Here is a 23400-nt window from a genome sequence, read left to right as displayed (position 1 = left end):
AGTGGACTCTGAGAATGCATCTACGTGTAAAAGTCAAACAGACCCTATACTTGTATACAAAAAAGGAGCTAATGGTCGTTATTGCGCTGTCCTATTGGGGAAAATGATGTCCTATATTTTTTTCATGGCAGAAAAAGGCTTCGCCATTATTGGTGGTCAATATCGAGGAGCCCCCTGCAAAGGAGTAGAACATGGTTGCAGTCTTAAAACTAAACTCATTGCTATCCAAGTGTTGGCCGACTGGTTCCATCAACATTTTAAGATTTATGTTGCTAGAATTTTTATTTATAAAACGGACCCGAGTGGTAATAGATGAAACACAGATTCGTTATTTTAATTGGCCTTGCCTTCACATTCGCAGTGAACGCAGAATCATTGAGACTATCAGAGCCAGTCATACAAGACTCACAAAGTGAAACGTTTGGCGCAAAACTTGATCACTCACTGCCTAAACTGAGAATGGCAAGCTTAGTTACTGACTCAGCTTCACACTTAACAAAGTCATTTCAAGTAGAAGCTAGGATCGCCAAAGTATGTCAAAAGAAAGGGTGTTTCTTCATAGTACAACAAGACCAACATACTTTACGGGTTTCTATGCGCGATTACGGATTCTTTATTCCAACAAGCAGCAGTGGTAAAACCGTTACCTTAGCAGGTGAATTGGTACAAAAAGTCATCCGCTCAGAACAAGTGGCTCATTTTAAAGCCGACCTAAAAAGTGAAACGGGGATGCTGAAACCCGGTGTAGTTTATGAAATTGTGGCTGATAGTATAAAAATTCCACGCAGTTAATAAAATTGTCTGCTACTTTTCAGGCCGTAGAATAGATATTAGTGGGCACAACCATCTTTGGCATGCCCTTATAAGAAATGTTAATAAATTTAAAACTTCAGTACATTAATTTCCACATTATTCAATTTATTCTTAAGACCAGTGTGATAAAGCGCTTCAATCGCCTGGGCTCCTGAGTATTCTGCTACTGAGACTTTGTCATTCATATGAATGGCAAAATTATGCCAAGCCTTTGCATAACGTTCAGCAAAACCAGCATGTCCCCACTCACCCGAGCGTTTTTTCACTTGGCTTGGAGCAAAGAAAAACTCACTGTCTAAATGCCCTTCTGGTTTATCTTGCTGTGCGTCTACATCGGTTGAGCCGATTAAAACTAACTTGCCAAGATTGTCAGCAAACTGTTTTTGTAAATTTAGTAGCAAACTCTTGTTACCTGCAAAATCTAACACCCAGCTAGTGTTATTTTGGCCAAGTTTAAAAATTTCATCATAGCTAAGTACTTGGTCATAACAGTCTAAATCTTGGGTAAAGGTTTTGTTATTGGCTGAAGTTAAAGCAATCACTTGATAATTTAACCCTCGCTCCTTTTTGTGTTTCATCAACAAGTGAGCGGCACCATAAGCCGTTTTACTGGAGGCACTGGTTAATATCACTTGTGCAACTGATTGCTCAGAAGCGACTAAAGCTTCACCAACATAATCATCCAACACAAAAGAAGTCATAAATAGAGGCCGATAATTTAACTGCCATGCTTCTCTCTCAACTTGATAACCGGGATCAGTGGCAGTCCGCACATAGTTGTCATAAACGGGTGAAATACTTTTACGTTTTTCACTTAAATCAAAAAAATGAGTAGAAGACGTTTTACCTGCAGTGATCACTAAATGCGAAGCCATAGGCAAATAACCATAAACCTTTTCGCCTACGTTTACCTCAGCATGATTTGACTCAAGCACCGTGGCAAAGCCCCACATAGGAACAATACCCCAGGTTTCATTAGCTGGAAAGAAACCCCAATAGCCCATTTTATCCCCAAAAATAGAATAAGTAACATTGTTTGCTGAGAAACCAAAAGAGTCGGTTTTAAGCAACACTTCATCGGTACCTAATTGAGTACTGTCTAATGTCTTTTCAACAATCTTGGTATTGGCCACATTGGATTTTTCAATCCAAATCTCGGTTACATTATATATTTTGCTCATTATGTTTGGCCCTAAAGTGAATTTATTCTGATAGATTAAGTATAAGATTTTAAATCGTTGTTACGGCATCACAAATTTGAATGCTGTGAAATAAACTAAGATGATTACCTAAGAGGCAAAACGACTATGCAAGATACTCCCCTTAAATTTGATATTATAATATTTGGCGCCACCAGTTTTGTTGGGCAAATAATGACTCGATATATGATTGCTCAGTTTGCCGTTGATGGCGATCTAAAATGGGCGATTGCTGGGCGTTCACAGAGTAAACTAAACGAATTAAAATTGTCTTTGGGTACCACAGGAGAAGCACTTGACGTTTTTGTTGCCGATGCAGCAGATGAAGACAGCCTGCGCTCATTGTGTGAATCCACCAAAGTGGTTGTTTCAACCGTTGGTCCCTATGCACTTTATGGTGAACCATTAGTAAAAACTTGTGTAGCTTTGGGCACAGATTACTGCGATCTAACGGGCGAAGTGCAATGGATAGCCAAAATGTTAGAGCGTTATGAAGACGTGGCTAAAATAAGCGGTGCGCGTATTGTTAATAGTTGTGGTTTTGATTCTGTACCCTCTGATTTAGGCGTGTACTTTTTGCAACAACATGCAAGACAAAAATTTGGTCAGACGTGCAGCAGTATAAAAATGCGCGTCAAAAAAATGAAGGGCGCTGCGTCGGGCGGCACTGTGGCAAGCATGACCAATATATTTAAAGAAGTAGCCAGTAACCCTACCCTGCGTAAAACTTTAGCTAACCCTTACGCGATTTGCCCACCAAATCATGGCAATGCTGTTCGCCAAAACAATATGAATCGCCCCCAATACGACAACGATTTTAACAGCTGGGTGGCACCTTTTGTTATGGCTGTCATTAACACCCGTATTGTGCATAGAAGCAATGCGTTAGTTGAAGATGGCTACAGTCAACATTTTGAATATAACGAAGCCATGTTGACCGGAAAAGGGTTAATGGGAAGTGGTATAGCTGCTGGTGTAGGTGTTGGCTTAGGAGGCTTTGCTATGGCTGCGGTTATCCCGCCTACCCGCTGGGCAATGGAAAAATTTATATTACCTAAACCTGGTGAAGGCCCAAGCCCAGAGGCCCAAGAAAAAGGTTTTTACGATTTGCGCTTTTATGGCAAGACCGATAGTGGTCAAGAAATTCGCTGTACAGTAACAGGCGATCAAGATCCAGGATATGGCTCAACCGCTAAAATATTAGGGCAAGCTGCTGCATGTTTAGCTTTAGATATAAGCAAAGATAAAGTAGCAGGTGGATTTTGGACACCGGCCAGTATTTTTGGCGCTAAATTAATCTCACGCCTAGAAAATCATGCTGGTTTAACCTTTGAGCTAATCGAGTAACAATTGTAAAATCGATTGAGAATTCATCATTCTTATGGTTTCTCAATCGATTCCCCTAAAACTCCAATCTAATATTTCGATCCAACCACCAGCTTAACTAATCAAATGATATGGACCTAAGTTCAAAACTGTCAAAAAACAGACTATCTTTAGAAAAATTCAAATTTTGACTTACAATCTTTCTGCTACGTTGCAAAATAAAATAGCTGGCAGTGACATATTTTTTATCTCGTATTTAAACGATGATGATCAATCATGTACTTTGCCCCTTACATCTTTAAACTTCCCAAACTTAAATCATAAAGTTTCATTTAATCATTCCTTTTCAAACTAGCCGTTGTCCGTTTCGTAAAGTTAGCTCTTCCCCCATCCAGGTCCATTGTGTAGATTAGGGATAGCGATTAGTCTTGTTGTGCGTCAAAAATCGCATTAAAGCTTCAAAAATAATTATAAATTCAAATAAAAGCTAAGGATATTATATGAGCCAACCAAAGATGGCCGAGACAAAAAACTACCGCACGTTTGTATTATGGCTTCTCACATTAGCCTATATATTTAGTTTTATCGATCGCCAAATCATGGGCGCCTTATCTCCAAGCATCAAGGCCGACCTTGGCTTTGAAGATTGGCAATTAGGCCTTCTCAAAGGCTTTGGGTTCGCTTTACTCTACACCACAGTTGGCATACCAATAGCTTGGTTAGCTGACCGTTATAGCCGTACAAAGATCATCAGTATTTCAGTCTTTTTCTGGAGTTTATTTACGGCACTTACAGGTATGGCTAATAGTTTTACAAGCATGCTTATTGCCAGGACGGGTGTGGGTATTGGCGAAGCAGGCGGCTCGCCTCCCTCGCACTCTATTATTTCAGACCTATACCCAAAAGAGAAACGTGCAAGCGCCTTGGGTGTCTACTCGCTAGGCATTCCTATTGGCATCGCATTTTCCTACATCCTTGCTGGCATCTTGGTTGAGACTCTTGGTTGGCGAGGCACTCTTATCGCACTTGGGGTCGCGGGGGTTATTTTGTCGTTAATTATCGCACTGGTAGTCCGTGAACCTAAACGTGGGCAAATGGAAGGCGACAACATTACCTTTGAGCCTGTTAGTATTGGTGAGTCTATAAAGACCTTAGCCAAAATTCCTAGTTGGTGGGCCATGTGTATGGGCATTGCGTGGGTCAGTTTTGGTGGTTATGCTGTGGCTAATTGGGGGGTTGATTATATTGTTCGCTTTCTTCCTGAATATGCACCTGGCGTTGGCAACGGGAAGTTTCGCTGGTTAATGTTAATGCTTGGCTTAGTTCATCTTGTTGGCTATGGCGCGGGCACTTACTATGGCGCCCTTATTACCGAAAAGTTAGCTAAAAAAAATATCAGTGCATATGGCTGGCTACCGGGCGCAGTGCTTATTGTTGGAGTCCCAGCCCTGATTGCTGCATTTTGGGTACAAAACATATATCTTCATTTAGCACTGGTAACGGTTTATCTGATTTCGGCAGGCGTTTATTTAGGTCCAAGCTTTGCTGCAGCGCAAACGCTGGCACCGATTAACATGCGCGCCATGTCGACAGCATTATTCTTTTTAATATTAAATTTGATAGCTCTTGGTGGAGGCCCAACTTATATTGGTCTCTTAAGCTCTGCATTAACCGAGCAATATGGTGAAGTGCATGCGTTACGCTTATCAATTACGACATTAGTTGTTCCTTATATACTGTCTATTATTGCATTCTTTTGGGCGGCCAAAACACTGCCTAAAGATTGGGCTGAGGCTGAAGCTCGTAACGAAAAAATGATGGCGAGTAACAAATCGACATCGACTTGAATTAATTGACAGCGTCGCGATATGTGCCCATGCCTTCTCAAAATGACGGATGTAAAACAGCAGGCTGGGTTTTAAACGATTTAGTCCCAGTCCCAAGGGCTGCTGTAGGCTATTTTGACACAGCCCCCGTTTCTTTTAACGAAGGGCTCTGCAAATAGCCACATTGCTAGTGTGGCATAGGCCTATGTAGTACAGAAATAAATTGCAACATATAAAAAAGTTGCGGTCTTTGAATTTTAATGGGCCAACACTCTTTTTACATACCCGTTAGGATAAACTGTAATTCAAGTCAGACATTTAGGCGTAAAGTCTCTTGGTTTACAGCTCTGACCAAGCAAATGCGATGATCCTACTCAAAAAACCAGCTGCAATATAGAAGTTTAAACGACAATTCATACTCTTCGTTATTTGTTTTGAGCTGAAGCCTTGCGAAAAATATAAGTGAGTAAACATCAATATGTGTTTGTCTCAAAAGCCCATTTTCTGTCGTTCAATATACGGACTTAAAAAGCAAGGACTACAGAGCCGACGTTGAACATGCCCTTTTGTCTCCTCTTACTATTTGATTTTTTCCTAATCTCGCGAGTTCAGGAGCGCTCTTAAGAGATAAAGCCAGTATTGACTCATTCTAGGACTGTTGTATAGGGCATGAATAGTGTTTATTCTGATTGTAGTAAATCAAATTTAAATAGGATTATGTGCATGCATGAGATTGATACTGATTACTTAATTGTTGGCGCGGGCGCACTTGGCTTAGCTTTTGCGGACTCGTTGCTCGAATATGGCGATGGACATATTACTTTTGTTGATCAGCATGCAAAGCCCGGTGGGCACTGGAATGTCGCTTATCCATTTGTGACACTGCATCAGCCTAGCGCAACTTATGGGCTCAATTCGATGAGTCTTGGGGATGAGCTTATGGACACAGATGGTCCCAACAAAGGTTTTTACAAGCTCGCGACAGGCACACAAGTACTGGGTTATTTTGAGCGTGCTATGCAAGAACGTTTCATCCCAAGCGGGCGCGTTAGTTACTATCCTATGTCTAAGTATCAATCAGGCACTAACGGCGAGCATACTATTGTGTCCAATATTTCTGGAAAAAAAACCCGTGTCAATATTCGTCGTAAACTGGTCGATGGCAGTGCTTGGAGCGCTTCTGTACCTGCCACTCATAAACGCAAGTTTAAGATCACTGATGGTGTGCGTTTGACCACACCGGGCAAACTCCCTGAAACATGGATCACCGATGCCAAGGTCCCTGAACATTATGTCATAATGGGCGGGGGGAAAACGGCTATGGATGTTGGCGTTTGGCTTATGAACATGGGTGTTGAAGCCTCAAAAATAAGTTGGGTTCGCCCTCGTGAAACCTGGTTGATCAACCGAGCGTCTACCCAACCCGGCTCAAAGTTCGCAGGGAACACTGTTGGTTGGCAGCTAGAACAAATGCGCATTGGCGCAACGGCCACCAGCGGCGATGAAATATTTCTGCACTTGGAAAAACATGGGCATATGCTTCGTCTCGACCAAAATAGCCTGCCAAGCAAGTTTCATTATCCAACGATATCTCAAGGCGAGGTCGATTTACTACGAAAAATCGAACATGTGATTAAAATCGGACGCGTAAACTTAATTGAACCAGGCGTTTTACACGGATTGGATGGTGACGCCAAAGTGCCAGCTGATTCGTTATTTATTGATTGCACCGCCACCGCCGCAACACGCTCTGCAGTGTCACCGATTTGGGAGGGTGATCGCATCACACCTGCCATTCTGCAGATACCCTTGGTCTCTCTCAGTGCATCCATCGCAGGATTTATCGAGGCAACGTTCGACACCAATGAGGAAAAAAATGCTCTCGCCATTCCAATACAAATGACAGATACCCCTGCAGATTATCCCCAGGCGATGCTGGGCAACGTGATGAACCGAATGCTTTGGTCGCAAAACACTGCCATTATGGACTTCCTCAACACCGCACGCCTTGATCCTGCACAGCGATTGAGGAATGTAATGGCCGATGTCAGCAAAAATGTTCTACATGATGCCAGTCAAATCCGTTCTGCGACAATGGCCGCATTACCAAATTTAAAGGCGTTAGTGGCAAAAAACCATGGAGCAAAAAAAAAAGTGGTGAGGTGAACCCCCTAGGTCACAGCTTTTAAATACTGACGACTATGCCCTCGCAAACTGCCGGTGCAATCGTCTGGCTGATAAGTTATCGGATTATATGAACATTCGGGTAACGCATCAGCCAGCGAATATCATGAAAGCACTCACAATATCTGGCTTGTTAGAGTCTAGGGTGGCAATTGGCCTTGGCTAAATATGTCGTTTCTGACAAGCATATGAGTGACTAGCCTGCCTTCTTAATGTCTAATCTTGTATTTTCCTTTTAATCCTAAGTGGATTGTCCACATAAATCCACTTAGGATTAACCATAATGCGGCAATAGCAAAGAACATATTTTGAATATTGTTGAAGCTACCAGTGTTACCATAATCCATAAAATGCAACATAAAGAAAATATCTGCCAAGCGTTTGTGCGCATCACTATGTCCAATAATCCTTCCTGAATTCGCCTCAATAAACACGCTGGTATCAATCTCATCATCAAAGTATATTTCCCAAGTAGGATTTTGTTGCTTGGGAAAATCTGGAATAGTTGGATCCAGCAGTCTGATCTTGAAGATTTCTCCTGGCCCATTATAAGAAAGATTAGCAATTTCAGCTGCTACTTGTTCATCAATTAAGAATCTTTTAGCCGTGTAAGCATCCACTAATGTATATTTATTTTTAAAATGTGGGTAAAGCGCTTTCTCATGTGTCAGCTTATAAAAAGGTTCCCCCAGGATGTGTATTAGCTCAATAGCCACACTAGGTTTGTTTTTTAACAACACGATTGAAGGTTCAACTAGACGATCACCAACGAGTGGACTTTCGTAGTTGATGCGGGCTTGATAAGTTCGACCTTTGGACTTAGTCGCATCCATTAAATTGAAGTAAATACCACTCAGTAACCACAGTAAAAATTGAATACCCACCACGATCGAAGCCCATTTATGAAATTTTCTTATCCACTTCATTTAATGACCCCTCGCGACGTGTTTTTATGCAAGGCGACTAATTTTTTAGTGGGCCTGATAAGTAAAAAGCCGGTCATTATCAGCCCTAATACACACCCTAAAATTGCAAAAAAAGTCACTGCGAATAGAAGCCAGTTACCTATATCCCCTCCATCTTCATAGTCCATAACATGAAAGCGAAACATCCAGTCAAACAAACGCCAAAATGTGTGACGTTTGCCAACAAGTTCTCCGGTTGATTGAGAAAAATAAAGAGAAGGTGCACCAAAGTCATCAAAATTAATACGCCAAGCAGGCAATGCCCGAGGACTGAGTTCAAAAGGGGGATTGTCAGTAATTAATACCACACTTTTCACCTTACCCAGTGTTGAATAATAGTGAGCAGCTTCAATGGCTTTCAACTCTGTAATCGGTGAAAGTGGTTGCCCAGAACGAGCATCCAGCAAAAACTGCACAGGTCCGCTTTGAGTGTTAACCTTGAAGCGATAAACCGGTTGCTGTAAAAATGTTGATAGGCGAATATTTTCAGCATTTGGGTATTCGCCAAACAAGGTACTTAATGAATACTCAATATCATGTGGATTGATCTTATCTTGGTGATTAACCACTAGGCTATCGCCATGAATATAATCAATATCAAAGAAGACCATATACGTACCAGTCACTGACCAAATAACGAATTGAATACCGATAAAAAGCATGAGCCATTTATGGATCTTACGGCTCACTTTATTTAATATTTTTCCGTTAGTATATTGTTTCAATTTTATCTTTATAGTCACAAGTATTTATTCTTATTATTAAATTTCCTTATTTATTATTTTTAACAATCGACGTCATGCTTAATTGCATTGTGTAAGGACAATAACTCAATGAGCATGTTAATTCCTGGCCATATTTATATTGGATGTTCTGATAACTACCATCAACAAAATAGAGGCCATTGGTTAGGACAAAGAATATAACGCTTATGTGGAAGATGGGTCAATTCGAATTCACTCTCTTTCAATCAAGATAGCCAAGCTCTTTTTTTTCGATTTACATCAATAACAACAAAGTTTAACTACATAATAAATAGCGCTGGCAACCAAAAGCCTTAGGCTCAACCAACCAATAAGTATATAAGATAGGATTAAATTGAAACACCGCCCCACCTATTCCCCTTTCAGGGTGATAAGTGGACCTGCGTCACGAAGCACAAGTGATTAATAGTGCTAGGCTGACCAGTTTCACTTTCATACCAAAAGGGCATAGTAGGGAGTGAGAAGGGATTTGAGGCTGTGAAAACTGAATGCCTAAATTAATAGGCATTCAACTCTAGATAATCCTTTATTAAGCACTTTACAGGCTCAATAAAACTATTATTTGTCGATATTATAATATTCTTCTAAGGCTGTTTTAGGTGTGCGATCTGAACGAAACACCCCCCAATTTTTCTCTGCAATGCCATCAGGCTTGTTTTCGCCACCTTTCCACTTTTCATCGAAGGCTTCAAAATAATAAGACACAATATGATTGTCTACCAGCCATTGTCTGTAAGCGTCATAAAATACTTTTTGGGCGCTTTCGCTAGCTTCACCGATGATCAAGCTTTCATCACCATTACTTGTGACAGCACTAGTTGCCCAACCTGATTCACCCAACACAATCTGCTTACTGGGGTGCAGGGTTTGAATATCATGGAAGGTTTTCTCAGTCCATGGCAAGGCATTTTCTAAGGTTTGTGAATTCCACATTGCGTAGGCATGCAGAACAATATAATCCAATGCTTGTGCTATTTCTTGGCTCCATGGTTTGTTCCAAAAATTATAGTCATCGGCTAGTGTGACTGGTACTTGCGTCTGTGCTTTAACTTTTTTAACCCATCCTAAATACTTTGGGTAATCAGAAACTTTGAGTTTATGCGCTGACCAGTCGACAAAAATCTCATTGCCAAGGTTGACTGTCACCACTATGTCTTGGTATTCATTGGCTAAACGAATCACCTCTGAAATTTGTTGCTCATTTTCTTCGTCAGTCTGAGTAGAAGATAGCCAAGCGCCTTGCATGACTTTGACAGGTAAATTGTGTTTTTTAATAGTCTTTAATACCTGTTCACTCGCCGCATCAGCCGCATACATACGGATAAGATTCCAGGATATAGCGTTATTAGCAGTCAATAACATCATATCTTGCAGAATGTCTTCCTCAGAAGAAACACTGCTTTTGCTTGGGCTTTCACCGTCACGATAAGAGCCATAAGATATGCCTATCCCTATCCATCTGTCATTTATCCTAGGGTCAAATACTTTCTTAATGTTCGAAGAATCATGGTTTTTTGTTGTCATACTAATCGCCTGAAAATGAAAGCCCGTCAATATTAATATCATGGTGATAAAAGATAATAATTTCATATTGTATTTCCCACAATCCGGATGCTTTATTGATCATTCACTGTAGTTAATCGAAGTTGCGGCATAGTTATCAAGTTATTTACGCTGTAACGGACTTTTATCCCGTTTATAGGGGTGAGTAATGGCGGTTACCATTCATTATACCAATCACCTATGGTGGTTGGTATTAGTGAAAGTAATATGGCAGTTAAGTTATGAAATGACATTTTTTTAAAAGTTCCGCCCCTTCAAAACGTTAAAATCAAACAGCGTACATTCGTCACTAAAATGTTCATTGGCTGGAATGGCTATTCTAAGAATTTAAAATAATAGCTTTGATATAAATAGATTGGTTAATGAATCAAAATACCGAGTGTTCGCTTTACCCAAACAACGGCCTAACAACAAATTTAAATGAATATTAAAAATGAAATGACGTGGGTAATGGGCGTTATAGGCAATAGAGGTTCTCAAGGGAATAATCAATTAAATACTATGGTTATTTTTGAGGAGCCAGCTTGATAACAACTCCTCAGTGAGTCCAACTTAATCGAGCTGCACCAAATAATGATAATGATCACTACGACAGCGACTCAATCTAAATTCAATCGCCTTGTTGTCTAAAGAGTGGGTGACTCTTGTCACTTCGAGTAGGGGATCCCCTTCTTGTATACCTAACATCTGGGCATCTTTTTTTGTGGCAAGCACAGCTTTTATACTGTCTCTAGTATCGCGTACTGTTAGGTTAAATTGGGTTTGATAAAAGTGGTAAAGGGTATGAGGGACTTCAGGTTTTTTTTCCAATATAGCAAAATACTTGTGGGGTAAAAAGATAGTTTCAGCCATACAAAACTCGTTATTCAAAATTCGCCTTCTAGTGAGCACAATTACTTTTGCTGAGGAGTCTAATTCTAACGCTTGTGCAACCTGCTGTGATGCCTCTTGCGTTTCTATTGACAACAATTCCGCTTTGGGTAATTCAGGGGAGCTTCCATCTGCAATTAATGGGAAGAACCGATACAAACTGTGATGGCCAGTATGCTCAGATACGAAGGTGCCAATACCTTGCTTACGATTCAGAATTTTTGCATCGGTTAAGCTATTTAAGGCTTTGCGAACCGTGCCTTGGCTAACATTCAGCTCACTCGCTAATTGAAACTCGTTTGGTAACATTTCACCAGGCTTCCAACGTTGCTCGACAATCAGTTGAGTCACATGTTCTTCAACTTGTTTATATAAAGGTTGGAAAGCTAGCCCAGGGCGGCTGAGTTTATTATCAAAGCGATTTTTATTCATTAACGTGAACAGAAATTTAACGTACCTATAGAATATTATTAACTATGACTCTTATACAAGATATTAAATAAATTTTATCTCTAAAAAGTTTAGACAAAAAGCAATTGGCACTGGCAATAAGCAGTAAAAATAATGACAGATACCATTCATACACGATGTATTTTTCTCATCGATTGACAAAAATTTAACACTACTATAACTTGTGTCTTATATAAGATTAATGGCGTATTCTTTATTCATGTTTGATCCGTTCACTTAGCAGGAATGTTCAGAACCAAGTTTCTGATGAATAAAATGTAGCGTTTAAAAACAATCAGAGGTTACCTTTGTCCTTGCTTACACCATCACTTGCTCCCAAACTTAATCTATCCGCCCCCGATTGGAATACAGTGCCCCAAGTGACTGTGATGGGTGAGGCTTATTTTGCCGATGATGATTCGATTATATTACCCACTTCGGTTGGATCGTTACAGGTGAGTTTTCACTCATGTGGATTACGCCTTCGAATAGCAGGTCAGTCTAATACCCATTATGAAATGCTACTGCAAGAGCCTGAAACACTCACTTGTGGTCTCAGTCACTCAGAACAAGGTACCACCATTACCTGCGATGATTATAAACTGTTGATACAGCATACTCCTTTTTCATTTGCCTTAAGTTACGATGGAGAAAGCGTACAAAAAACACCTAACGATGGACATTTTGTACGCCAATTCCGTATGCCACCTTTAGCAAAAACGGCTCAAGGTTGGTTGTTCAGCTTAGACTTAGACGCAGAAGAAGCGGTGTATGGGTTAGGCGAAAAATGGTCGAGCTTGAATAAACGAGGTCAATTTATTCGCTCATATAATCATGACGCCCTTGGGGTGAACGCCGAAATTTCTTATAAAAACACCCCTTTTGCTTGGAGTCCATCAGGGTGGGGAGTATTTGTACATACCCCTGCTCCAGTCACTCATGCTGTCGGTTATGCACCTTGGTCGCAAAGAGCTTATGGCTTGTTGGTCGAAGATGACGCATTAGATATCTTTATCCTTAAAGGTGAAAATGGTGGTGACATAATCCATCAATATACCGAATTAACAGGCAAAGCACCCATACCACCTGTGTGGAGCTTGGGTGTGATCTTATCTAAAGCCTATTACAAAGATGTACCCGAACTAATGTCGACCGCAAAAGCAGTGCGTGAACATAATATGCCTTGCGATGTGATCACTTTAGATGGACGCGCATGGCAAGATACCGACACTCGCTTCGCCTTTGAATGGGATCCAAAACGATTTACCGACTTCGCGCCAAGTAAAGTCATTAGTGACTTAAAAGCCATGAACTTTAAAGTGTGTATTTGGGAATACCCTTTAGTATCTGTACAAAATCCATTGTTTAAAAAAATGGCTAATAAGGGCTGGTTACTTAAAGATAAACGCAGTGGCGAAGCCTACCGGTATCAATGGGATATGAGTGCCTTTGCCGAAGTACTTACGCCATTGCCCGAGTCAGGCATAGTTGATTTCACGCATCCGGACGCTTTTGCCTTTTGGCTAGAATCACACAAACCGTTATTCGACCTAGGCATAGATATGATCAAGGCGGACTTTGGCGAGCAAGTAGAAGATGACAATATGCTTGCCCACAACGGTGATTGTGGGCATCGATTACATAATGTTTATAGCTTATTATATAACCGCTGTGTGTATCGAGCAGCTGAAAAATATAGCAAAACAGGTGCATTCTTATTTAGCCGCAGCGCTTGGACCGGATCGCAGCGCTATCCCAGTCAATGGGGTGGAGATCCACAAGCAGATTGGGGGGGGCTGATTGGTAGCATTCGTGGTGCTTTGTCTTGGGGAATGTCTGGTGCACCTTATTATGCCACCGATGTGGGCGGATTTTACAAAGACACCCGCGATTCAGAGTTATTTGTTCGCTGGTCACAAACGGCTGTTTTTTCGGCCCATATGCGTCTTCACGGTATAGGACAAAGAGAGCCTTGGAGTTATAGTCAAGAGGCAGAATATGCGGTTAATCAGGCGTTAAAATTACGGTATCAACTGATTCCTTATATTCAAACTACTATGCAGCAAGCCAGCGAAACAGGTTTACCGGTGATGCGTGCTATGGCCTTAGCCTTTCCTGATGACAGATTAGCCAGAGGTTTTGAAATACAGTTTATGTTTGGTGACAATTTATTGGTGGTACCTTGCACACAAGTCGGTGGTGAGGTGGAATTTTATTTACCTCAAGGCCAATGGCTGAGATTCCCTGGACAAAAAACCTTTACCGGAGGGGGCGTTCACAAACTGACGTTAGCGCTAGACGAAATAGCCGCGTTTGTTCCCGCGGCTCAAAAAATACCTATAGGCCCAAATGTGTTGCATACCGAACAATTAGCACATCCCAACATTGGCCAACAAATCAGTCATTACTGGCCAGTTAAAGATGCAAAATTACTATGATTAAACTGCAGCAAAAATTGTTTGCTATCAATACGCCATTGGGTAAGTTTAACTATGCAGTAGCGAGTGTAGCCAAAAACTTAGCCGGTGGATTACTTGCCCTTATGTTAGGCATGATACTGATGCAGGTGTTTTTTCGATATGTTCTCAACGATTCATTAGCTTGGACCGAAGAACTGGCAAAATTTGCCATGGTTTGGGTAGCCTGTTTAGTGGCACCTTGGGCGTATCGTGAGCACTTAAACGTGTCTATCCAAATGTTTGCTGATGCACTACCGGCAATCTTACGCAGACTAACCGAACTGATGATCACCTTATTAGTGATCGTTATTTGCGGGATATTTTTCCTGCAGAGCTTAGGATTTTGGCAGACAGGGCTGAGTATCAACGCATCGTCTGTGCCCGTGAAATTAGCTTACTTTTATAGCTGTGCACCTTTTGCTTTTGGCTCCATTTGTCTGGTTGGTCTAGAAAAACTCATCGAGCAATTATGCTTACCCTTAGATCATTGCTACGCACCACATCAGGACCTGACCTAATATGTCATTAAGTTACTTTTGGGTATTTATTTTATTGTTAACCGCCGGTGCCCCAGTCATATTCGCACTGTTAATTGGCCCCGGCGTCAGCTTAATTTTAGACGGTAAGGAAGTGTTCTTCTCTGCCCTGTTAAATAGACTTTACTCAGGCATGAATTCTTTTCCTTTGATGGCAGTGCCGTTTTTCATACTCGCTGGCGAGTTGATGAATCAGGGGGGTATCACCCACTCAATTGTGCGTTTTAGCCAAACCTTGATAGGCCACTATCGAGGTGGGTTAGCCCAAGTGAATATTTTATCTTCAGTGTTATTTGCAGGTTTATCTGGCTCAGCGGTAGCAGATACCTCGGCCTTAGGTAAAATGCTGATCCCAGCCATGGAGCAAAATGGTTACAGTAGACGTTTTGCTGCAGCGGTAACTGCGGCCTCGTCTGTCATTGGTCCCATTATACCGCCCTCAGGCATTATGATTTTGTACGCGTTTATCATGAATGTATCTGTCGCAGGCATGTTTTTGGCCGGCATAGTGCCAGGCATTTTGATTTGCACAGGTTTGATGTTAATGACCAGCCATATTGCCAAAAAACGAAATTACCCTATTGCTAATGCAAAAGCCACGTGGCATGAGCGAGGGAGCGCATTTAAAAGTTCTTTTTTACCGCTGTTAACACCTATCATTTTGTTGGGCGGTATAGTCCTTGGCGTGTTTACCCCCACCGAAGCCGCCGCAGTAGCAGCAGGTTACGCTCTAATTATCACCCTGTTTGTGACTCACACTCTCAAATTTAAAAAGTTACCTTCGATATTAGTTAATGCCGCTGTGCAATCTGGGACCATTTTATTACTGGTCGGCTCTGCGGTCACTTTTGCTTGGATCATTACGGTATCGGGTATGGCCGATACGCTCGCCTCAGGAATATTGGGTGTCACCGACGATGTGTTGTTGCTGTTGCTGATCATAAACTTATTTTTATTTGCTATCGGTATGTTCTTAGATGCAGGCCCCGCCATCTTAATTTTAGGCCCCGTGCTCGCTCCTATATTTATATCACTGGGCATAGATCCGTTACACTTCGCGGTGATCATGTGTGTGAATTTAACTGTGGGGCTCGCCACACCACCTATGGGTTTAGTGTTGTTTGTTGCTGCTGCCGTGTCAGGTGAAAAAACGGAAAATATAGCCTTAGAAATGTTGCCCTTTTTAGCCGTAGAAGCGGCTGTCATCTTTCTGATCACTTACTTCCCGGCCCTAACAATGACCTTACCTACCTTTTTTGGGTTCGCTTAATATGCAAGGGGCTGTTTATCTTTCATATGTCGCCGAGATTTTCCTCAAAAGGTGTTCAATCAAGGCAAAATCTGTGAAGTTTGGCCATTTAAATAAACAGGTTTTAACGCCGAGTGAATGCGTTTTGAGGAAAACCCTAAAGGGCTGGGCCATTTATTCGCCTATCTTCGTTGTTTACCTCTCGTTTAGAATAACTAAACTTCAAGGCAAACGCCTCGCTATCCAAAAAAATGACCTCAGTCTCGGTGATATATGAAAAATCAACAGCCCCTATTAAAACGCTTAATATTACTGATTATTTATGGGCTAATTGCAATTGGCTGCTTAATAGGCATTTTTCGAGCTAGCGTGACCCAAGCAGAGTTTACTATTAAAGCGTCGATTCAAGCCTCCACCCAAGATGAAGATTATGTTGGACTCTTGGCATTCAAAGAACATGTGGAGAAGAACAGCAACGGCCGTGTACAAGTACAGCTTTATGCCTCAGGGCAATTTTGCGGTAGCGTACCCGAATGTATCGGGAGTTTACAATCAGGCGTCTTGGAAATGTTTCCTAGCACAGCAGGTGGCACTGGTAATTTTTTCGCACCGGCTCAAGTGTTAGATTTGCCCTATGTGTTTACCAGTGATGCACAGGCTGAATGTGTTTTAGATGGACCCATCTTAGTTAAAATGCGAGAGACTGTTCTCAGCCAAGGCTTAGATATTCGATTAATTGGAGTATCTAATACTGGAGGGTGGCGTAACTTTGCCACTACCGATAAACCCATTCGCAGTCCAGCAGACCTAAAAGGGCAAAAAATTCGCACTACACCAGCCGATATCCAACAAGAATTGGTCAGACAATTAGGGGCAAACCCTACCCCAATATCTTGGGCTGAACTCTATACCGCTTTAGCAACGGGTGTAGTTGAAGGCAGTAAAAACGGTATTCAAGATATTATTGGTGCTAAGTTACAAGAACATCTAAAATATATTATTCTTGATGGGCACTCATACATGGCAACTCTATGGTGGTTTTCTGAACCCGTGTGGAAAACCTTGCCAGAAGATATTCAGCAAATTGTACTAGAAGGATTTATTAAACTAAAAGCGGCAGCCAGTGAATTAGTAGCCAATGAGGAAAGTAATTCTTATAAAATTTTTGAGCAGGCAGGCGGTACTATTTACCGCCCTTCTATTGCAGAGAAACAAGCGTTTCAAAATGCATCGGTCAACATGCGTCAGTGGTTTATCACTAATTTTGGACAAGAATGGCTAGATTTGTTGGAAACCTCAGTTGAGAAATGTAACGCAAATATTCATTAATACACCTCGCCACACACAAAATTAACGTCCAAGCAACAAAATGATTGCATATTGTTTACTTAGAGGTTAAATTTTCTCACGTCTTCTGTCTTATATAAGACAGGTAAAGTAATAACAATAATAATTGGTGCAACCATCCAATAACACATAATTCGTTACTCCAGCAGTTGAAACACTTTCATTGGAGCGCGGTTACATAACTAGATCAAGAACACATCTTGGGAGAATACTATGCAACTTAAACCCAGTAACTTACACTTCGGCATCACAAAAGCTCTTGCACTATCTGCTTGTATGACGATTGGTCTAACCGCCAACGCTCAAGAAGCTGAAAACGTTAAAAGTGAAGAAAAGCAAGGTTTTGAAACAATCACTGTTACCCGCGCAAAAGCGTGTTGAAAACTTAAATGAGGTGCCTATAGCGGTATCTGTGCTTAGAGAAAATCAAATCAATTCAGCGTTTTCTGCAAATATTGAAGGCCTTCAAGCTTTAGTTCCTTCAGTTAGTTTTAGAAAAGGTAACACCACACGAAATTCAGCGATTACAATACGCGGAGTGGGTACCATTTCATTTAGTGTTGCTGCTGAGCCCAGCGTGTCGACTGTTGTTGATGGTGTGGTACTCGGGCGCTCTGGACAGGCATTCGTGGACTTATACGACCTTGATCGCATTGAAGTATTACGTGGCCCACAAGGCACGCTTTTTGGTAAAAATGCTTCCGCTGGTGTCGTTAATATCACCACTAAGCGCCCATCAGATGAGTTTGAAGGCAGCTTTGAAGCAACACTTTTCCAAGATAACGAATACCGTTTAAAAACCAGTGTAACAGGCCCGCTAAACGATAACGTAAGTGGTAGTTTAACGGTTTTAAAGTCTCAGTTTGATGGTTATATTAATAACGTATATAACAATCAAACAGTCAGTGGCTACGACAAAGAAGGTGTGCGAGCCATGCTTGATATCGAAGCGGCTGGTGACACCGACATCTTATTTATTTTTGAAAATGTAAATTCAAATGACAGTTGTTGCGCTGATTTAGAACTGGCTCCAAGTAACCGACATAATTCTGAAGCGTCACCTAACAGCTCAGGCAATGGTGTTCTTGATTTAGAACAAAGACAAATTGACCATGATTTTGAAACGCGTACTTTAGATGAAACCACTTCATTCTCCATTCAAGTGGATAAAGAGTTAGGTGAACATCAATTAACTTCAATTACCGCCTACCGTAGTTGGAACAATACTGAATTTAGAGAGGGTGATTTCACTTCAACGACTGGCTCAATTCCTTTCCCTGTTAATTTTGGTAACGTTAACAATGGAGGTGTAGCGTTTCAATTACACGATATAGGCCCTCAAGAATGGGACCAAGTCTCACAAGAGTTCCGTATAGCCTCTCCCACTGGTGGAGCCTTAGATTACCAAGCGGGGTTTTTCTGGTGGAACCAAAAATCAGAACGTAACTTCACTCGTGACGCCAGTTGTCAAAATAACGGTGGTCAATTCCAAACTGCGATTGGCAATTATCTCACTGACGTGTTGGGCGTTGCCAGCCCCTCTGATTCAGACATAGAACAGTTTATCAGCGATGAAAGTCTAACGTGTAACGCTAATGATATCGTTGGCGCCACAGCATATATGCAAACCGAGTTTGATAACTGGGCATTGTTTGCAGATGGTAAATACCATATCAGTGATGATTTAAGATTATTGTTTGGTGTACGTTACACCGCTGATGAAGTGAGTTTTACCCACAACAGAAATAGTAACGATGAATACGGACGTAAAGGTGTAGGTGTGCGTGAAGCCTCTCTAGATACCGACTATGATGGCTCTACCGATGAGTCAAATGTGTCAGGTAAATTCGGCGCGCAGTTTGATATCAATGATAGCAGCATGGTCTACGCCACTTATTCTCAAGGTTACAAAGGCCCAGCCTTTAACGTGTTTTACAACATGGCAGATAACGATACTTTGCCCATTGGTGCAGAAACATCAGATGCTTATGAGCTAGGGTATAAATATGCGAGTCGTGACTTAATTTTTAATGCCGCTATATTTCGTACCAATATTGATGGCTTTCAAGCCAATAATCCAGAGTTATTAGATGGCGTATTTATCACACGTTTGACTAATGCAGGTTCAGTCATCACCCAGGGGGTTGAATTTGACTTTATGTGGCAAGCTACAGAGCAACTTACCCTAACAGGTGGGCTATCAAGTGTTGACGCTGAAGTTGATGAATTCCGCTGCCCCGTTGGCTTGCCAAATTGTGATGGCAGATCAGGTGCTGACTTACCTTTTTCTCCTGATTTAAAATACTCAGTGACAGGAGAATATGTGTGGGAAATGGATGATATGGAAATCTATCTAAATGGTTCTTATGTTTACACAGACGAATTATTTGTCGGGGCACCTGGCAATACAGCCGGTGCAGAGAACCCTGTAGACCTGTTACCTGACTATGGCATTTTTAACGCTAGCTTAGCCTTCTCATTCAGTGATGATGACTACCGTATTTCTATCATTGGCAAAAATCTTACTGATGAAAGTTATGTCACCACTTACAGCGGAGACAACTTCCGTTATCAGATCCCACGGGATGCAGATCGTCACTTTGGTGTGCAGTTACGAGCGAAGTTCTAAACAAAAATTTAGTGTGTATTGGCGCTCTGCTTCTAAGAAGTGAGAGCGCTTTTTTTATGGGCGTTTTACAATCTAAATGTCTGCCCTTCAATATCAGGTGAGTAAAAAGGTATGCTATTGAAACAATAACAGAACCTTTCAGACGTGCAGATAAAGAACAACATCATACCATCGCCAACTATAATGCAAGGTTAACAAATACATATGGCTCACCTTTGAAAGTAACATAAAATAGTAAACTCACTGCAACACGTTCACAGCCTATAGAAAATCCATATAATACCTTCTTGTGAACATCACTTTATTTTCTGTATTCTTAGGGATAGTGATCCACTCTCATCATGCCTGAAATCTTAAGTGTAAAGCTTATGTGAATTGTCATAATATGATTGCATTGTATTTTCTTGGCAACGCAGGTTTTACTTAAGATATGAATACCAGATCCAAGTTTAACGCTATGAAAAAAGTTATAGGTAAGAATTGGTTATTTTAGTACAGGCATTAAATAGCTGGGTATAGGAGAGCGGCGACTGATTGCTATAGGACTATAATGGGTCTCGAGGTAATCGAGTATTTTTTGCTCTTGGGCACCCAGTGGCCACAACCCTTGAGACCTTTGCATCCAGCGGATCGTTTCTAACCAATTCTCTCGCGTCATACGATTTTGGGTCACTAGTTTTGCAGAATGGCAAGCAGTGCAATGAGCACGTACAATGTCATAGTTTTCACTGATGACAAGACCTGTCATGGGGTCGTATGTTATTTTATCTTTTGCCTGTATTGATAATGCTATTGTGCTCATCCCAAGCAGGATCAGCACAAACACCGGCATACAGCGAATATTAATGGAGTACACCCTAAACGACCTGCACAGCAATACGATGGCAAGCATTATTTAAGTAACCCTTTGGATTCCAGCCGGGGTAGCACCATAGGCTGACTCACGCCGTCGCTGTCTGTGGCTTTCGCCCACACTTCGTAATAACCTTTTTGTGGGAACAACAACGTGCTGTGCCAATGCTGCCAAGCATTGCGGTTTAGTGCCTTAGTTACTTTGGCGGCTTGCCAAGTTTGACCAAAATCAATGGATACCTCAACTTTATCAACCTGTTTATCACCCGCCCAGGCGTGGCCATTAACGCCCCTAACTTTTTTGCAAGCGGGTGTAATTCACCTGATTTGGGATACGTGACTAACGACTTCACTGGCATAGCATGAATAATACACATATCTTCATCTGCTACTTTGGCACCGGGAGCCACTGTTTTGCAAGGCACACGATAGGCAGTTCCAGTCATTTTGGCGCCATCATGAACTTGATTGCGAATAACAATTTTTTCTAACCATTTGCCTGAAGTTGACGCTGGCCAACCACCGAATACTAATCGCAACGGATAGCCATTCATCACAGGTAAATCTTGGTCATTCATCGCCCATGCGATCAACGATTCATCTTCTAGCGCTTTATTTATCGGTACGCCACGTGAAATAGGGTTTTTGTTTGGGTCACCACTTAAATGTGTATCTTTACCATAATAGCCAATGTAAACGGCATCATCTTTTAAGCCTACATCTTTTAATACGTCAGCTAAACGTATACCTGTCCATTTAGGACAACCTACTGCACCGTTGGTCCACTGATTACCTTTAGCAGGAGGACTGAATTCAGAGCGTCCATTGCCACCGCATTCTAAAGTTAACTGATAGGTGTAATGGGTAAAACGTTGCTTAAGTTCTGCCAAGGTATAGGTTTTACTTTGCTTTGCTGACTCCCCTTCAATAGTGAGTGTCCAATTTTCAATATCGAATTTTTGTGGCGGTATACCATTATTACGTACGAACAGTTTATCGGCTGGTGTCACCTCATCGTTAAGTAAATGAGCAGGCGTTTCGGCATTTATAGGTCTGTCGTTTAACAGCACTAACTCTGGGTCTTTACCGGGGATCAAAAAAGGCGATGATGTCTGGGCAAAGGCCACTGGGATAAGACCTGCAGGCAAAAATCGAGCAAACACTATTTCGCTACCAATTAGTGTTGTTATGGTAGCTAGGCTAGATAAAAAGCTACGCCTGTTAACAGGGACTGGTTGATATAGTGGTGGTATATCAGCAGGTGTTTTTTCTGGCTTAACACTTTTATTAGTCTTATCTTTGATATTACTCATTTTAGTCAATACAGCCTAAATGTAAGGTAAACTTAGGAGTATCAATCCCGCTATCCAAAGTGTTTCTAGTAATAGGAGCAGTAGAATAGGTTTTAGCCCCACTTCTAGCAATTGCCCGAGATTCGACTTCATACCAATGGCGGCAATTGAAATCACTAAGGCAAAACGCGAAATATCGGTGGCGCCTTGAGTAACAAGCCTCGGGCAAATCCACCACAGCTATTAATTGTCATCAGCACAACAAAGGCAATTAAAAAGGCAGGGATACCGGGCGGCTTGGCATCTGAGGTCTTGTCCAAATTCATTCTCAAGACTAACAAAATACACACCACTACCGGCATTAAAAATGCCACTCTGACTAACTTAGTTAATGTGGCCAAATCACCCTGTTTGTTCTGATACTGAATAACCCGCTCCTACTACTTGCGCCACATCATGGATGGTACCGCCTAAAAAGATACTAGTATGGGTAGGGTCTAGGTTGAGTAGTTCAGCCAATATTGGGTACATGACCATAGCCACGGTAGACAATGCAGTTACGCCAACAATGGTTAACAGGGTATCTCTGTCTTTATCTTTACTCTCAGGCATGACTGCCGCAATGGCCATAGCCGCAGAAGCGCCACATATGCCAACCGCGCCACCGGTCAAAACGCCAAAGCGTTTTTGTAAGCCGAGTGCCTTGGCTAAAACAATGCCAAGGCCAATTGTGCTGACAATTGCTACGACTAACAACAATGCAGTTTGCCAACCTAACGCAGCTAAATCGCCAAACGCAATACGTAAACCTAACAACCCCACGCCTACCCGCAAAATATGGCAAGCGGTAAACTCAATGCCCTCTTTACAAGTAGTGCCTTCATATAAAAATGACATGGCAATACCCAACAGTAGGGCAAATAACATAGCAGGGGCGCCATAATGCTCACTCAAAAACAGTGCAGCAAGGCCAACAATGACAGAAATAAAAATACCTGGCAGCTTAGTTTTTATATGCAATGTATTCGCTCATATGGCCAGTAAAATAGTTAGAACAACGTAATAATCATACATTT

At 41.6% G+C, this 23400-nt stretch carries 17 protein-coding genes and 2 pseudogenes; 10 read left to right on the top strand and 9 right to left on the bottom strand.

From position 1 onward, the window contains the following. The first annotated feature begins 103 nt into the window (after positions 1-103). Together Q0Y52_RS17980 and Q0Y52_RS17975 are read left to right on the top strand one after the other, a co-directional pair. Complete coding sequence (locus Q0Y52_RS17980) at positions 104-316, top strand: hypothetical protein (protein WP_297823900.1); 213 nt, start codon at positions 104-106, stop codon at positions 314-316. Continuing rightward, the gene (locus tag Q0Y52_RS17975) at positions 313-792 is read left to right on the top strand and encodes a DUF4920 domain-containing protein (RefSeq protein ID WP_297823899.1); all 480 of its coding nucleotides are present in this window, start codon (positions 313-315) and stop codon (positions 790-792) included. Before Q0Y52_RS17980 ends, Q0Y52_RS17975 begins: the two co-directional genes overlap by 4 nt. 89 nt (positions 793-881) lie before the next feature. Here the strand turns inward: Q0Y52_RS17975 and Q0Y52_RS17970 are convergent, their stop codons facing one another. Continuing rightward, on the bottom strand, positions 882-1994 hold the full coding sequence (locus Q0Y52_RS17970; protein WP_297823898.1) for a DUF2855 family protein: 1113 nt from the start codon (positions 1992-1994) through the stop codon (positions 882-884). Between the two features lie 126 nt (positions 1995-2120). Between Q0Y52_RS17970 and Q0Y52_RS17965 the strand changes: the two genes are divergently transcribed. From Q0Y52_RS17965 to Q0Y52_RS17955, 3 genes are all read left to right on the top strand, one after another. Further along, the gene (locus Q0Y52_RS17965; protein ID WP_297823897.1) at positions 2121-3359 is read left to right on the top strand and encodes a saccharopine dehydrogenase NADP-binding domain-containing protein; all 1239 of its coding nucleotides are present in this window, start codon (positions 2121-2123) and stop codon (positions 3357-3359) included. 479 nt (positions 3360-3838) lie between these two features. Then, positions 3839-5185 (top strand): MFS transporter, encoded by a 1347-nt coding sequence (locus Q0Y52_RS17960; protein ID WP_297823896.1) that lies wholly within the window; start codon positions 3839-3841, stop codon positions 5183-5185. A 702-nt stretch (positions 5186-5887) separates the two neighbouring features. After that, positions 5888-7330 carry a hypothetical protein gene (locus Q0Y52_RS17955; protein ID WP_297823895.1) on the top strand — a complete coding sequence of 481 codons (1443 nt, stop codon included), beginning with the start codon at positions 5888-5890 and terminating at the stop codon, positions 7328-7330. A 227-nt stretch (positions 7331-7557) separates the two neighbouring features. Here the strand turns inward: Q0Y52_RS17955 and Q0Y52_RS17950 are convergent, their stop codons facing one another. The 4 genes from Q0Y52_RS17950 to Q0Y52_RS17935 form a co-directional block, all read right to left on the bottom strand. Continuing rightward, positions 7558-8274, bottom strand: coding sequence for a PepSY domain-containing protein (locus Q0Y52_RS17950; protein WP_297823894.1), 717 nt, complete (start codon positions 8272-8274; stop codon positions 7558-7560). After that, positions 8271-9038 (bottom strand): PepSY domain-containing protein, encoded by a 768-nt coding sequence (locus Q0Y52_RS17945; RefSeq protein WP_297823893.1) that lies wholly within the window; start codon positions 9036-9038, stop codon positions 8271-8273. The genes Q0Y52_RS17950 and Q0Y52_RS17945 overlap by 4 nt, the downstream gene beginning before the upstream one ends. A 597-nt stretch (positions 9039-9635) precedes the next feature. Next, on the bottom strand, positions 9636-10601 hold the full coding sequence (locus tag Q0Y52_RS17940) for a glycosyl hydrolase family 17 (RefSeq protein ID WP_297823892.1): 966 nt from the start codon (positions 10599-10601) through the stop codon (positions 9636-9638). Between the two features lie 591 nt (positions 10602-11192). Continuing rightward, positions 11193-11942, bottom strand: a complete 750-nt coding sequence (locus tag Q0Y52_RS17935; RefSeq protein WP_297823891.1) for a GntR family transcriptional regulator — start codon at positions 11940-11942, stop codon at positions 11193-11195. 407 nt (positions 11943-12349) lie between these two features. Between Q0Y52_RS17935 and Q0Y52_RS17930 the strand changes: the two genes are divergently transcribed. The 5 genes and pseudogenes from Q0Y52_RS17930 (at position 12350) to Q0Y52_RS17910 (ending at position 20180) form a co-directional block, all read left to right on the top strand. After that, the gene (locus Q0Y52_RS17930; protein ID WP_297823916.1) at positions 12350-14398 is read left to right on the top strand and encodes an alpha-xylosidase; all 2049 of its coding nucleotides are present in this window, start codon (positions 12350-12352) and stop codon (positions 14396-14398) included. Continuing rightward, on the top strand, positions 14395-14937 hold the full coding sequence (locus Q0Y52_RS17925; protein WP_297823890.1) for a TRAP transporter small permease: 543 nt from the start codon (positions 14395-14397) through the stop codon (positions 14935-14937). The genes Q0Y52_RS17930 and Q0Y52_RS17925 overlap by 4 nt, the downstream gene beginning before the upstream one ends. A 1-nt stretch (position 14938) precedes the next feature. Beyond that, a complete protein-coding gene (locus Q0Y52_RS17920) occupies positions 14939-16225 on the top strand; it encodes a TRAP transporter large permease (protein ID WP_297823889.1) in 1287 nt (428 codons plus the stop codon). Between the two features lie 252 nt (positions 16226-16477). Further along, a complete protein-coding gene (gene dctP, locus Q0Y52_RS17915; RefSeq protein WP_297823888.1) occupies positions 16478-17533 on the top strand; it encodes a TRAP transporter substrate-binding protein DctP in 1056 nt (351 codons plus the stop codon). A 231-nt stretch (positions 17534-17764) separates the two neighbouring features. Next, positions 17765-20180: pseudogene (locus tag Q0Y52_RS17910) on the top strand (TonB-dependent receptor). Between the two features lie 484 nt (positions 20181-20664). Here Q0Y52_RS17910 and Q0Y52_RS17905 read toward each other — a convergent pair. The 4 genes and pseudogenes from Q0Y52_RS17905 to Q0Y52_RS17890 form a co-directional block, all read right to left on the bottom strand. Further along, positions 20665-21072 (bottom strand): hypothetical protein, encoded by a 408-nt coding sequence (locus Q0Y52_RS17905; RefSeq protein WP_297823887.1) that lies wholly within the window; start codon positions 21070-21072, stop codon positions 20665-20667. Beyond that, on the bottom strand, positions 21072-21266 hold the full coding sequence (locus Q0Y52_RS17900) for a hypothetical protein (protein WP_297823915.1): 195 nt from the start codon (positions 21264-21266) through the stop codon (positions 21072-21074). The genes Q0Y52_RS17905 and Q0Y52_RS17900 overlap by 1 nt, the downstream gene beginning before the upstream one ends. After that, the gene (locus tag Q0Y52_RS17895; protein WP_297823886.1) at positions 21230-22345 is read right to left on the bottom strand and encodes a molybdopterin-dependent oxidoreductase; all 1116 of its coding nucleotides are present in this window, start codon (positions 22343-22345) and stop codon (positions 21230-21232) included. Before Q0Y52_RS17895 ends, Q0Y52_RS17900 begins: the two co-directional genes overlap by 37 nt. Before the next feature lie 15 nt (positions 22346-22360). Then, positions 22361-23344, bottom strand: a pseudogene (locus tag Q0Y52_RS17890) (putative sulfate exporter family transporter). Between the last annotated feature and the right edge of the window lie 56 nt (positions 23345-23400).

This window comes from uncultured Paraglaciecola sp. (assembly GCF_943787955.1).
Classification (GTDB): Bacteria; Pseudomonadota; Gammaproteobacteria; order Enterobacterales; family Alteromonadaceae; genus Paraglaciecola.
The sequence above is the reverse complement of the archived record's forward strand: the minus strand, read 5'-3'. Positions and strand labels throughout refer to the sequence as shown.

Coding starts and splice junctions, on each gene's coding strand:
- Q0Y52_RS17980 (WP_297823900.1), top strand. CDS start 104: ATGATGTCCTATATTTTTTTCATGGCAGAAAAAGGCTTCGCCATTATT.
- Q0Y52_RS17975 (WP_297823899.1), top strand. CDS start 313: ATGAAACACAGATTCGTTATTTTAATTGGCCTTGCCTTCACATTCGCA.
- Q0Y52_RS17970 (WP_297823898.1), bottom strand. CDS start 1,994: ATGAGCAAAATATATAATGTAACCGAGATTTGGATTGAAAAATCCAAT.
- Q0Y52_RS17965 (WP_297823897.1), top strand. CDS start 2,121: ATGCAAGATACTCCCCTTAAATTTGATATTATAATATTTGGCGCCACC.
- Q0Y52_RS17960 (WP_297823896.1), top strand. CDS start 3,839: ATGAGCCAACCAAAGATGGCCGAGACAAAAAACTACCGCACGTTTGTA.
- Q0Y52_RS17955 (WP_297823895.1), top strand. CDS start 5,888: ATGCATGAGATTGATACTGATTACTTAATTGTTGGCGCGGGCGCACTT.
- Q0Y52_RS17950 (WP_297823894.1), bottom strand. CDS start 8,274: ATGAAGTGGATAAGAAAATTTCATAAATGGGCTTCGATCGTGGTGGGT.
- Q0Y52_RS17940 (WP_297823892.1), bottom strand. CDS start 10,601: ATGACAACAAAAAACCATGATTCTTCGAACATTAAGAAAGTATTTGAC.
- Q0Y52_RS17935 (WP_297823891.1), bottom strand. CDS start 11,942: ATGAATAAAAATCGCTTTGATAATAAACTCAGCCGCCCTGGGCTAGCT.
- Q0Y52_RS17930 (WP_297823916.1), top strand. CDS start 12,350: ATGGGTGAGGCTTATTTTGCCGATGATGATTCGATTATATTACCCACT.
- Q0Y52_RS17925 (WP_297823890.1), top strand. CDS start 14,395: ATGATTAAACTGCAGCAAAAATTGTTTGCTATCAATACGCCATTGGGT.
- Q0Y52_RS17920 (WP_297823889.1), top strand. CDS start 14,939: ATGTCATTAAGTTACTTTTGGGTATTTATTTTATTGTTAACCGCCGGT.
- dctP (WP_297823888.1), top strand. CDS start 16,478: ATGAAAAATCAACAGCCCCTATTAAAACGCTTAATATTACTGATTATT.
- Q0Y52_RS17905 (WP_297823887.1), bottom strand. CDS start 21,072: ATGCTTGCCATCGTATTGCTGTGCAGGTCGTTTAGGGTGTACTCCATT.
- Q0Y52_RS17895 (WP_297823886.1), bottom strand. CDS start 22,345: ATGAGTAATATCAAAGATAAGACTAATAAAAGTGTTAAGCCAGAAAAA.